This window comes from Methylophaga sp. UBA2513, assembly GCF_002341285.1.
GTDB classification, from domain to species: domain Bacteria; phylum Pseudomonadota; class Gammaproteobacteria; order Nitrosococcales; family Methylophagaceae; genus Methylophaga; species Methylophaga marina.
This window is the reverse complement of sequence record NZ_DDNT01000015.1, coordinates 10,122-22,068: the sequence shown is the minus strand read 5'-3', so window position 1 is coordinate 22,068 and position 11,947 is coordinate 10,122. Positions and strand designations below refer to the sequence as shown.

The window sequence follows — 11,947 nt, the reverse complement described above, 5'->3', positions numbered from 1 at the left end:
GTGGCATGGGCGGCATGATGTAATCATCCCTCAGTCTTTAGTGCTAAAAAAGCCCCGGCCATTTGGTCGGGGCTTTTTTGTTTATACGAGTTCTGATGTACAGTGTGGACAACGCGTCGCTTTGATAAGAATGGTTGAGTAACATCTTGGACATTCTTTATTGGTGGCTTCTGCAGGTGCAGGTTCTGCTTCTTTTTCACGTTGCATTTTATTGACCGAACGAATCAACAGAAAAACAGCAAAGGCGACGATCAAAAAGCTGATGACCGCATTAATAAAGACGCCATAACTAATCACTACAGCACCAGCTTCCTGAGCTGTTGCCAAGGTGGCATATGGACCTGCCACAGTACCTTCTTTTAACGTGATAAATAAGTCTGAAAAGTCGACACCTCCCAGTAATAGACCAATAGGTGGCATAATTACGTCGGCTACCAAACTCTTCACAATGGTGCCAAACGCACCACCGATGATAATCCCCACGGCCATATCTAACACATTGCCGCGCATTGCAAACTCTTTGAATTCCTTCAACATCCTTTATCTTCCTTTTGTTGTTTTCATTGAAATAGAGGGCGAGCATCCTGATTAAACATTGAGTCTCAGTTGGATATTAGCCATCACTATTTGGGCTGTCTATCTTTATTTTGTGCATTATTCTTGTTCGCAAGATTGTCTGCGTCACCAAACCGTGGTTGTTACTCGGGTAAGTACGTATAATTCTGATTTTTATGGTCTCTTAGCAGAGTTAAAAGGGAATTCTTAACCGAAGCTGTCCCCGCAACTGTATACGTGAAGTTTCTGACAACGATGATGTAAAACCACTGAAATCGATCGATTTCGGGAAGGTGAGTTGGAAATGTTGAAGCGTGAGCCAGGATATCTGCCATGAAAACGTTATTATCCGATGGCCGGGGTGTGCAGTTGGAGCGGGAAACCGTTTAATGGCGAATCATCTTTGAGTTATTAAGCGGTGTCTGATCTTTCCGACGTGGTTTGATAACTCAGTGTTTTTATATATCGATGGATAGCGCTGTGTTTAACCGACTTATTCTTTGTTTCATTCTTTTTCTTTTTTCTTCATCAGTCCTGGCCGAGCAATTATTGCTGATTGTCACACCACGAAATGTACCGGAAGTGGTGTCTGGTGCGCATGAGTTTTTAAAACACCCCTCTCATTCCTCCACGTCAGTGCAAATACGCACGACCGAACAGTGGCAAGACTTAAGCGTAAATCAACAAGCCGCTTTATTAAAACAGTCAGATTTAGTCTTCGCGGGCGGCGTGTTTGGTGAAACAGCCAACCAGCTGATGGAAAATATCAAAAAAGGTCTGCTAAAAAATCTTATCGCATTGCATAGCGATCAGCGTCTTATGGGGGCGTCAAGTTTGAACAGTCACCCCATTTTAAATGAGCCCCCTGACAAATTAATGCAGCATCCAGATCCTGCGTTATCGACAGAGCAGTGGATGGCATCGCTATTAGAACAATACCCGGCACAGGAAGCGTGGTTGATTTCACGATTCTTTTGGCTGGGAAGAAATAGTGAAAATATGCAGGGACTGATTAGTCATCTACATCATCTGGTTAAAAATGAAAATACAACTGAGCGTCCTCAATTAGCTGCACAGCTCAGGCTTTATCATCAAGATAAAATCATTCCACCAGATCAGTTTGAGTTTTCTGCAAAATCATCATGGGTGGTGTTAGTGGATTATGAAACTGGGGAACGGCCGGGAGAAAAGGCATTACTGGATGCTGTTTGTAAACAGCTTATTGATGAGTCAACTGGTTGTGTGTCAGTGCTTACTGCGTGGGGTGATGCCAGTTTATCTGCCATCAAGTTATTAGCTGAGAATAAATCACACATCAGTTCAGTGGTGTCTCTGCAAGACTTTGTGATTGGCGGATCGGAACATCGGCAGGCTGTCACCGATGAATTAAAAAAACTGAATGTACCGGTGATAAAAGCGATGCGTTTAAGTGATAGTACCCACGCTGAATGGGAGCTGTCAGAAGCCGGTATCAGTTGGGATTCTGTTCATTATCGTGTCGCTATGCCTGAGTTACAAGGGGTGTCTCAACCAATGGTGGTTGCAACGATGACACCCGCCGAAGTCGATAAATTTACTGGAGCCAGACTGGCTTTCTCAGAACCTGTAGAGTCACAAGTCACCTTATTGGTTAAGCGCTTAAAACGCTGGCAGCAATTACAAGATAAAGCGAATCAGGATAAAAAGATCGCGATTATCTATTACAACCATCCGCCTGGTCGCCATAATATCGGTGCTGATAATTTAAACGTCGTGGAGTCCTTGTTCGATATTCTGCATTCCCTTAAAAACCAAGGGTATAAGACCGGTGAGTTACCAGCGTCATCGGCTGAGTTACTCGACTTATTACAACAACGGGGTGTGAATCTACCTGAAGATCAGGTTGCTTTGGCTGCGATGTCGTCACAAGTCAACACAATGGATAGCAAAAGCTACCAAAGCTGGTTTCAAACATTGCCAGAATCACTACAGCAAGAAATGGTCAATGGCCCGCTGGGCTTATTACATGCCAATCTAAAACAAGCTAAAGCATTGAATGATCCAAGTATTGCGGCCCATTTATTAGCTCGGGTGATGGAAGATATCCGCCATGTTGTCGATGGGGCCGACCATGCTGGTCGTGACCGTGTGTTGCAATTACTCAGTCAGCTACAAACCATCTACCAGCGACCTTTAGCAAACATCGACTGGCAACAGGCTGAGCAATTAATTAATGCCATCAGCCAACAATGGATAGAAGGCATAAGAGGCTGGGGCGAAGCGCCGGGGAATGTGATGGTTTATGACGATAAAATCCTGATTCCCGGTCTTGAGTTTGGCAATATTTTTGTTGGTCCACAGCCTCCAAGAGGTTGGGAACTGAATGAAGAATTATTGCATGCCAATTTATCCTTCCCGCCGCCACATCAATATCTGGCGTTTTATCAGTGGCTAAGAAATACCTTTCATGCTGATGCCTTAGTTCATCTGGGCCGCCATTCGACCTACGAGTTTTTACCTCGTCATCGAGTGGGTATGGCTGAGAATGATTACCCTCAGGCAATTTTAGGTGATTTGCCAAGTATCTACCCTTATATCGTTGATGGTGTAGGTGAGGGTATTCAGGCAAAACGCCGTGGCCTCGCGGTGATGGTTGATCACCTCACACCGCCTTTGGCTAGCACTGAGTTATATGATCAATTACTGGAATTACGACAGGTCGTTGAAAGTTATGAAGCTGCACCTGTGAATGCTGGGGCTATGCGCGATCGTGCGATTGAGGAAATGAAACGCTTAGTCGCCAAACTTAATCTGGAAGATGAACTGACAGCGAATATGGCTGGTGAGTTGGAAGTGCGAGGATTGAGTTCATTCGAGCAGGTGGATGACGATTTGTTAGTGCACGAAATCGGCCATTACCTGACCACTCTACAAGAAGATTTTATGCCTCTGGGGCTACATGTTTTTGGTCGAGACTGGTCTGAACAAGCGGTTCAAACCATGCTTACTTCAATGAATAATGGCAAACAAGCTACGGAGAGCTGGGATCCACTTCTACGCGGCTCACCTGCTGCAGAAATGTCGGCATTATTGGCTGCTTTAGATGGTCAATTTGTTGAGCCGGGTAAAGGTAATGATCCGATTCGCACACCATCAGCATTACCGACTGGACGTAATTTCTATGCCTTAGATGATAGCTTAATTCCATCACGTTTAGGCTACAAAGTCGGTATCGCATTAGCCGAAAAAGCCCGTGCAGAAACTCCCGCAAAAAACGCTCAGGATAGTGATGCCTTAGTGTTATGGGCATCCGATGTGGTGCGTGATGAAGGTGCAATGATCGCTTTTGCTTACGATATGTTAGGGGTGAAACCGACCTGGAGTCGTCGTGGAATTTTTAGTGGATTAGAACGTTTGGATCTTTCTTCATCAGCCTCGCCTCATCCCCGAATCCGCCGAGATATGTTGCTGACGACATCCGGCCTATTCCGTGATTTGTATGGTTCGCAGATAGTTTGGTTGGAACAAGCTGTATTGATGGCACTGGATGCCTCTTCTGGTTTGATTCGTCGTGACTATCCGGCGTTGACCTTATCATTGGATGCGGCTTTAGAGCGTTTACAGGTTAGTGAAAATCCTGGTTTTGAATCCTTAGAGCAGAACCGGGTTGCTGCCCGCTGGGTAGACGATGCCAGTGCGGCATTACGTGCGGGTGTGTCAGAAAACCAAGCCGGCCTGACGGCGAGTTACCGTATTTTTGGTACCCCACCGGGTGCTTATGGTGCTGGCGTGAATCGTCTGGTTGAGCGCTCTGGTGCCTGGGAAAATCGTGAAGAAGTCGCGGAAACGTATATTCATCGCATGGGCCATGCTTATGGCGCAGAGCTTGACGGCCAGGCGCAGCAGGCCTTATTCCAACAGAGGCTGCAACATGTCGGTCAGACTTATCTCGGACGAGCCAGTAATCTGTATGGAGTTATGGATAACAATGATGCCTTTGATTATCTGGGCGGCTTAAGCCTCGCTATTGAAACCACACGTGGACAGGCACCAGAGAGTTATATTCTGGCGCACAGTGATACCACGGATTTACGCGTTGATCCTTTGCAGACCGTATTGTTAGGTGAACTGCGTGGTCGTTATCTGAATCCGCAATGGCTTAAACCGCTGATGAAGGAGGGGTATGCCGGTGCTCGCACCATGGGTAGTGAGTTTTTAGAATATCTATGGGGCTGGCAAGTGACCAATCCCGGCATTGTGAAAAGCTGGGTATGGGATGAAGTTAAACGGGTGTATGTGGATGATGGACTAGACTTGGGCTTAGATGACTTTCTTGAGCAAGATCATAACGTCCATGTGAAAAGTAATATGCTGGCGATTATGCTGGTTGCAGCCTATAAAGGTTTTTGGCAAGCCGATGAGGCTACGTTGGAACAACTGGCACAGCAGTTCACTGATTTAGTTTCTGCAAATGGGCTACCGGGAAGTGGCCATACCTCACCATCCCACCCCTTGTATGTATGGTTGAATGATTACCTGGATGAGTCTCATCAACAGCAATTAGCTGAGGTATTAAATGCGGCAAGAATGCCAGAAACTGAAGTGGATGATGCACCAAGTCATATTGCCGAAATCACCGAGCAAAAAGCGACTCAGCCTGAGCAAGAGACGAATTCATCTGAAGAGCAACAGAAAGAGCAAGCGCAGCAACAACGCTTCTGGCTCTATGTGATATTAGGTCTGGTGGCGTTGTTAGTGTTGGCTGGCATGGCAAAAGGCATGCGAGCCCCAACTGCCAAGTTCAAGGAGTAAGTTATGTTGAGTTCACAATCCATCGGTGTGATGCATCACTTAGTCGGATTTTTATTAGAACCGGTGATATGGGCGCTAATGTTATTTGCCGCCTTGAGCATTATTGATATTGGTATTGCGCTGGCTGAACGCTTTTCTGGTTTGAAGAAGTGGCAGCAGTCAGGTCAGGTTGAGTCTTTTGAAAAATTAGCTTTCAAACGAATTGAGCGGAGTGATTTTTTAGCCAGAATTGCACCTATGCTCGGGTTGATGGGCACACTGATACCGCTTGGACCAGGATTATCTGCACTTGGTAATGGTGAGTTAAGTATCTTAACAACGGCGATGAGTGTGGCCTTTGATACCACGGTTCTGGGCCTCTTTGTTGGCATTATCGGTTTTGTTCTCGGACGATTGAGACGCCGCTGGTATGACGAGGTTTTAACGAACATGGAGCAGGCTCATGGCTAGACGCTGGCGGCATAGTCGTTTTGATGGCAATGATGATGAGCCATTAGGCCCTATGGCCAATTTATTAGATTTAATGTTGGTGTTTGCCTGTGGTCTGATTGCGGCATTAATTTCAATGAGTAGTCAGCTCCAGGAGCATTTCCAGGCCGAGGCAAAACAAGCGGAGCATGCCCTGACGGAACTTCAATCGATGAAAGAATTACCGCAGCTACCTGAAGGTATGCAAGGTGGTGCGGAGGGGTATGAGTCTGTCGGTCAGGTTTACCGTGATCCAAAAACGGGCAAGCTCATTATGATTGGGCAATGAGTTTACTCATACGTTAATTCTGGTTCAGGCATGATAGCCGGAGTGCTGTCCATATAGGTCAAATAGCTAGACCAGATCTCATGCGTTCTGGCCTCGGTCAGGTTTATCTGACAGCTCAGCGTCATGGCACCACGAATCGTCCCGTCCATCCATATAGTGTAAACACTGTCACAGTGGGATATTTTATAGGCTTCCCAAGCCGATTGTCCTGCTTCTATCGCAGTTACCACTTTGGTTTCATCGCTGTAGCGTTGTTTAGCTACTGCCAAGTATTGCTGCATGATGTCCTTTTTGTCTTGCAACTCTTCGTTGAGACAAGCGTTAATTTCAAGCGTAGTAAAAGCAGACGCGCAATCACTCTCTGCGATAACGGGAAAACTCAACAATAAGCTCAACAGGGCAAGCGTACGTTTTAGCATCATGGTTTCTTACTCCTAACTTAGTGCGAACCTGGATTATCACCTAAGGCGAATGATTAAGCGAAGACTGATAGCGGTTTGTTCTCCTTACTAGCGTGCATATCTCTTGATTATTTTATTGACTAGCTAGAATGGTTTACGCATTTGGTATTAATCAAGCTTAATGTAAAGTAATGCTTTTCCATCGTTATCCGGAGTGTTTATGTCCTCAGCATTTGTATTGCCAGAGCCATGGCAAAATGCCTTAAAGACTTATCCCGAACTGCTGAAAGTGGCACCTGATGTCTTATCAGCCAGTGATTACGTCAACCAGTGGGGGCAAAGACAGGAATCGATGCTGGCGCAGTTGCTTGAATCAGGTCAATTGCAGAAAAAACTGTCATTGGATGAGATTCGTCAGCAGCTGAAATCCATGCTCGAAGGCATCACTAGCGAGGAACAATTACATCAGAAATTACGTCATTTTCGTCAATGGATGATGGTACGTATTATCTGGCGGGATTTAGCTAATTGGTCTGATTTAGCCGAAACCATGGCTGATCTGTCCGCCATGGCCGATGTCTGTATTCAGCAGACCTTAAGCCTTCTCTATGACTGGCAGGTCGAGATAAATGGCATCCCTTGTGACGATGATGGTCGTGAGCAGAAGATGATTGTTTTAGGCATGGGGAAACTGGGTGCAGGCGAATTAAACCTGTCATCGGATATTGATCTTATCTTCACATACCCAGAGGAAGGGGAAACCGAAGGGGGCAGGAAGCCGTTAAGCAATAGCGAGTTCTTCGTTAGGCTTGGACGCAAATTGATTCAGGCCCTGGATAACCAGACCGTTGATGGTTTTGTGTTTCGGGTCGATATGCGCTTACGTCCCTTTGGTGAGAGTGGCGCTTTGGTCTCCAGCTTTGATGCAATGGAAGAGTATTACCAGACCCAGGGAAGAGAGTGGGAACGCTACGCGATGATTAAAGCGCGTGCTATTACCGGCAATGAAGCGGATAAAAAAGCGTTGTCAGATATGCTGCGCCCGTTTGTATATCGACGTTATCTCGATTACGGCATGTTTGATTCATTGCGTGAAATGAAATCCATGATTGCCGGACAGATGCACCACAGAGGGATGGATGACAATATCAAGCTGGGCACCGGCGGTATCCGAGAAATCGAGTTTATAGGGCAGGTTTTTCAGTTGATCTATGGTGGACGAGATCGCCCCATGCAGCAAAGACCGATTCTAACGATTCTTGACCTGTTGGCTGATAGAAACCTGTTATCAGTCTATGCGGTCAATCAGTTAAAACAAGCCTATGCGTTTCTTCGTAGAACAGAGCACCGCATTCAGGCTTGGGCCGATCAGCAGACCCATATTTTGCCAAGCGATGAGCCTTCAAGATTAAGGTTGGCACTCAGTATGGGCTTCGAAGACTGGTCATCGTTTTATGCCACTCTTAGAGACTACAGGCAGCAAGTACAGGAGCATTTTGATCAATTGCTGACGGCGCCTCAAGCCAGTGATGAAGGTGCTGGGATAAAAATTTCTTTCCTTAATGCTCAACCGGAAGAGAAATTAACCTTTATTCAACAATGTGGGTATGACAATCCTGAACAGATACTCGCGGTTGTTGATAAATTACTCGATCTGCATATTTGTCGTAACTTGAGCCAGACAGGCCAGCAACGGCTCGAGAAGCTATTACCGTTGTTATTACAAGCCACTGGAAATGTCGATAACGCTGATGATTGTCTACCCCGCTTAATGCCTCTGATGGAGTCCATCATGCGTCGAAGTGCTTATATGGCGCTGCTGGTAGAAAATCCGATGGCCTTGTCACAACTGGTCAAGCTCTGTTCTGCTAGTCCATTAATAAGTACACAGCTAGCGAAATACCCTGTGCTATTAGATGAGCTCCTCGATCCTCGTTCCCTTTATGAAGTACCTGAGAGAGAAGAGTTAAAAAAACAGCTGTTACAGTTTTTATCCTCGGTTGATGCGGATGACTTAGAGCAGTTGATGAATCGTTTGCGAGAGTTCCGACAAATTGCCACGCTTCATGTAGCGGCAGCCGATGTCACTGAGGTACTGCCGTTAATGCGAGTGGGGGATCAATTAACGGAATTGGCGGAAATACTACTTGAACAGGTATGGCGAATAGCCTGGGAACATTTAGTGGTCAAGCATGGGTATCCACCCATTACAGATAATAACGACCCTAAGCAGTGCGGTTTGACTATTCTGGCTTACGGTAAGTTAGGTGGGCTTGAATTAGGTTATGGCTCGGATCTGGATCTGGTCTTCATCTTTGATGATGCACAGGAAGGCATGACGGATGGCGAGCGTCCCGTAGATGTGATGGTATTTTATACTCGCCTTGCTCAACGCATGATTCATCTGTTGAATACAGTCACTCCCGGTGGTTTGCTTTATGAAGTCGATATGCGTTTGCGGCCTAGTGGCGCATCGGGTTTATTGGTTAGTCCATTTTCTGGTTTTGTTGATTATCAACAAAAAGAAGCATGGACATGGGAACATCAAGCCTTGGTACGCGCAAGAAATGTGATGGGGGATGCCGAACTTGCGCAAAAGGTCTTCGACACGCGTCAACAGGTGTTGGCCAAGTCCCGTGATCAAGAGACGCTGGCTGAGCAAGTCAGAGACATGCGTTCAAAAATGCGTCAACAGTTAGACAAGAGTGATAGCCAACTATTTGATCTAAAACAGGGTAAAGGTGGTATCACTGATATTGAATTTATGGTGCAATATGCAGTGTTGGCATGGTCAACGGACTTGCCTGAATTACTCGTTTACACCGATAATATTAGGATTTTGGAAGCGCTGGTGGCTTCCGGAAAGCTCGAACCCGCTGAGGGGGAAATGTTGGCCGACGCATATCGTTACTATCGAAATGAAGCCAACCACTGCGTATTGCAGGATAAACCCGCATTAATGTCGGTGTCTCAGTTACAAGACTTCCCGCAGCAGGTTGTGCAGATTTGGCAGCGCTGGTTAGGTGACATCGCCTAGAACCAGACTCAGATTAATCAATGAACTTGGAATAAAGCATATGGCAGTAGCAACAATGGCAGATCGTGATGGCGTTATCTGGCTCGACGGTGAATTAGTACCGTGGCGTGAGGCCAAAGTCCACGTCCTGACACATACTCTTCATTACGGCATGGGCGTATTTGAAGGGGTGCGTGCTTATAAATCTGAACAAGGCACGGCTATCTTCCGTTTGCAGGAACATACCGATCGTCTTTTCCGTAGCGCCAAAATTTTAGGTATGGGCATGCCGTTTGATAAAGAGACGATCAACGAAGCTCAACGTACTGTGGTTCGTGAAAATAATCTGGACTCTGCTTATATTAGACCGATGTGTTTTTATGGTTCGGAAGGCATGGGTATCCGTGCAGATAACCTGAACACACATGTTATGGTCGCAGCATGGCATTGGGGAGCTTACCTCGGTGAAGAAAACATGACAAAAGGTATTCGTATCAGAACGTCATCGTTCACACGTCACCACGTCAATATCACCATGTGTAAAGCCAAGGCCAACGGTAACTACATGAATTCCATGATGGCGTTGCAAGAAGCGGTCAGTTGCGGTTACGACGAAGCGCTGCTATTAGATGCTCAAGGCTTTGTGTGTGAAGGTAGTGGTGAAAACTTCTTCATGGTGCGTGATGGTGTGTTGTACACCCCTGAATTGACCTCAGCGTTAGAAGGCATCACCCGTGAAACAGTGATGACACTGGCACGCGATATCGGTCTGAAAGTTGTTGAGAAACGTATTACACGCGATGAAGTGTATATCGCTGATGAAGCCTTTTTCACTGGTACAGCGGCTGAAGTGACACCAATCAGAGAATTGGATAACCGTCCAATCGGTGAAGGCACGCGCGGTCCTATCACTGAAAAACTTCAGGCAATGTATTTTGACCAGGTTTATGGTCGTAGCGATGTGTATAAAAATTGGAATACATTAGTTCGATAATTTAGGACTATTCGCCTGAGCAGTGACGTTCAGGCTGGCAACAAAAGAGGTAAATAAGTACATGGCAGGTCATAGTAAGTGGGCAAATATTCAGCATAGAAAAGGTGCACAGGATGCCAAGCGCGGCAAACTGTTTACTAAGCTGATCCGTGAAATCACCGTCGCCGCTAAAATGGGTGGCAGTGATCCCGCAGCAAACCCACGCTTACGTGCTGCGATAGATAAAGCACTGGGCGCGAACATGACAAAAGATGTCATCGAGCGTGCAACCAAACGTGGTGCTGGTGAACTGGAAGGGGTTAATTACGAAGAAATTCGTTATGAAGGTTATGGTCCGAATGGCACAGCCATTATGGTCGATTGCATGACCGATAATCGTAATCGTACGGTTGCAGCGGTGCGTAATGTTTTCACCAAGCGTGGTGGCAATATGGGCACTGATGGTTGTGTGGCTTTCCTGTTTAATAAAAAAGGCATTATCTCGCTGGCCAGTGGTACTGATGAAGATAGCGTGATGGAAGTGGCACTTGAAGCGGGTGCTGAAGACATTGTGACTAATGATGATGGTTCTATCGATGTGTTCACGACGCCAGAAGATTATGCGGCAGTAAGAGATGCCTTAGATGCGGCTGAATTACCAGTGGAATCAGCGCAAGTAACCATGCACCCAGACACCACTGTTAGTTTAGATGTGGATGATGCTCAAAAAGCCATCAATATGATCGAAGCATTTGAAGACCTGGATGATGTGCAAGAAGTCTATTCTAATGCTGATTTTTCTGATGAGGTCATGGCTCAGCTGAATAGCTGATGTCATAAGGTATGCCGCGTATCCTGGGGATTGATCCTGGTTCAAGAAAAACCGGTTTTGGCATTATTGAAATTGATGGAAAAAAAATTAAACACGTCATCAACGGCCGTTTAATGGTCGGTGATGGCGAGTTTGCTGATAGATTAAGACAGATTTTTGAAGGTCTGACCGACCTCATCGAACGCTATCAACCGGATATGATGGCCATCGAAAAAGTGTTTTTACATAAAAATGCTGATTCTGCATTAAAGCTTGGTCAAGCCAGAGGCGCTGCTATATGTGCCGCAGTCAGTCAGCAATTGACGGTGTCAGAATATACCGCGACACAAATAAAAAAAGCCGTGGTCGGCAATGGCCACGCAAATAAAGCACAGATTCAATATATGATGTCAGTGATTTTGAGTTTGTCTGAATCACCTGAAGAGGATGCGGCCGATGCTTTGGCCTGCGCCCTTACTCATGCACATCACTCTGCTATTGGTGGTAGCCAGAGTAAATTACCAGCAGGTATGCGCACCACTCGGCGCGGAGGAAGATATAGTCGATGATTGGACGTTTGCGGGGCATTATTATAGAAAAGCAGCCACCAGAGCTTGTTCTGGATGTGCATGGCGTTGGTTAT

General features: G+C 46.1%; 10 protein-coding genes and 1 riboswitch. Of the genes, 8 read left to right on the top strand and 2 right to left on the bottom strand.

Annotation, left to right across the window (positions count from 1 at the left end; translation table 11 throughout):
* Window positions 1-81: 81 nt before the first annotated feature.
* Window positions 82-537: a large conductance mechanosensitive channel protein MscL gene (gene mscL / locus B3V56_RS09390; RefSeq protein ID WP_289284211.1), complete on the bottom strand. Its 456-nt coding sequence runs from the start codon at window positions 535-537 to the stop codon at window positions 82-84.
* Between the two features lie 178 nt (window positions 538-715).
* A riboswitch (cobalamin riboswitch) is annotated at window positions 716-905 on the top strand.
* 130 nt (window positions 906-1,035) lie between these two features.
* On the opposite strand from mscL, the gene B3V56_RS09385 reads away from it, so the two are divergent.
* The 3 genes from B3V56_RS09385 to B3V56_RS09375 are packed head-to-tail and all read left to right on the top strand — an operon-like array spanning window position 1,036 to window position 6,103.
* On the top strand, window positions 1,036-5,346 hold the full coding sequence (locus tag B3V56_RS09385) for a cobaltochelatase subunit CobN (RefSeq protein WP_289284210.1): 4,311 nt from the start codon (window positions 1,036-1,038) through the stop codon (window positions 5,344-5,346).
* A 3-nt stretch (window positions 5,347-5,349) separates the two neighbouring features.
* A complete protein-coding gene (locus B3V56_RS09380) occupies window positions 5,350-5,796 on the top strand; it encodes a MotA/TolQ/ExbB proton channel family protein (protein WP_289281739.1) in 447 nt (148 codons plus the stop codon).
* Window positions 5,789-6,103, top strand: a complete 315-nt coding sequence (locus B3V56_RS09375; protein WP_289281738.1) for a DUF2149 domain-containing protein — start codon at window positions 5,789-5,791, stop codon at window positions 6,101-6,103. Before B3V56_RS09380 ends, B3V56_RS09375 begins: the two co-directional genes overlap by 8 nt.
* A 2-nt stretch (window positions 6,104-6,105) precedes the next feature.
* Here the strand turns inward: B3V56_RS09375 and B3V56_RS09370 are convergent, their stop codons facing one another.
* Window positions 6,106-6,525 carry a lysozyme inhibitor LprI family protein gene (locus B3V56_RS09370; RefSeq protein WP_289281737.1) on the bottom strand — a complete coding sequence of 140 codons (420 nt, stop codon included), beginning with the start codon at window positions 6,523-6,525 and terminating at the stop codon, window positions 6,106-6,108.
* 199 nt (window positions 6,526-6,724) lie between these two features.
* Between B3V56_RS09370 and glnE the strand changes: the two genes are divergently transcribed.
* The 5 genes from glnE to B3V56_RS14695 form a co-directional block, all read left to right on the top strand.
* Window positions 6,725-9,541, top strand: coding sequence for a bifunctional [glutamate--ammonia ligase]-adenylyl-L-tyrosine phosphorylase/[glutamate--ammonia-ligase] adenylyltransferase (gene glnE, locus B3V56_RS09365; RefSeq protein ID WP_289284209.1), 2,817 nt, complete (start codon window positions 6,725-6,727; stop codon window positions 9,539-9,541).
* A gap of 40 nt (window positions 9,542-9,581) precedes the next feature.
* Window positions 9,582-10,514, top strand: coding sequence for a branched-chain amino acid transaminase (locus B3V56_RS09360; protein ID WP_289244069.1), 933 nt, complete (start codon window positions 9,582-9,584; stop codon window positions 10,512-10,514).
* A 61-nt stretch (window positions 10,515-10,575) separates the two neighbouring features.
* Window positions 10,576-11,325, top strand: a complete 750-nt coding sequence (locus B3V56_RS09355) for a YebC/PmpR family DNA-binding transcriptional regulator (RefSeq protein WP_286303542.1) — start codon at window positions 10,576-10,578, stop codon at window positions 11,323-11,325.
* 11 nt (window positions 11,326-11,336) lie between these two features.
* Window positions 11,337-11,873, top strand: a complete 537-nt coding sequence (gene ruvC / locus B3V56_RS09350; RefSeq protein ID WP_289244068.1) for a crossover junction endodeoxyribonuclease RuvC — start codon at window positions 11,337-11,339, stop codon at window positions 11,871-11,873.
* Window positions 11,870-11,947 (top strand): OB-fold domain-containing protein (locus tag B3V56_RS14695; RefSeq protein WP_349676207.1); only part of this gene is annotated, 78 nt, incomplete at its 3' end. The genes ruvC and B3V56_RS14695, both read left to right, overlap by 4 nt.

Excerpts from the sequence above, each read along its gene's own strand:
- mscL (WP_289284211.1), bottom strand. The coding sequence starts at position 537 with ATGTTGAAGGAATTCAAAGAGTTTGCAATGCGCGGCAATGTGTTAGAT.
- B3V56_RS09380 (WP_289281739.1), top strand. The coding sequence starts at position 5,350 with ATGTTGAGTTCACAATCCATCGGTGTGATGCATCACTTAGTCGGATTT.
- B3V56_RS09375 (WP_289281738.1), top strand. The coding sequence starts at position 5,789 with ATGGCTAGACGCTGGCGGCATAGTCGTTTTGATGGCAATGATGATGAG.
- B3V56_RS09370 (WP_289281737.1), bottom strand. The coding sequence starts at position 6,525 with ATGATGCTAAAACGTACGCTTGCCCTGTTGAGCTTATTGTTGAGTTTT.
- glnE (WP_289284209.1), top strand. The coding sequence starts at position 6,725 with ATGTCCTCAGCATTTGTATTGCCAGAGCCATGGCAAAATGCCTTAAAG.
- B3V56_RS09360 (WP_289244069.1), top strand. The coding sequence starts at position 9,582 with ATGGCAGTAGCAACAATGGCAGATCGTGATGGCGTTATCTGGCTCGAC.
- B3V56_RS09355 (WP_286303542.1), top strand. The coding sequence starts at position 10,576 with ATGGCAGGTCATAGTAAGTGGGCAAATATTCAGCATAGAAAAGGTGCA.
- ruvC (WP_289244068.1), top strand. The coding sequence starts at position 11,337 with ATGCCGCGTATCCTGGGGATTGATCCTGGTTCAAGAAAAACCGGTTTT.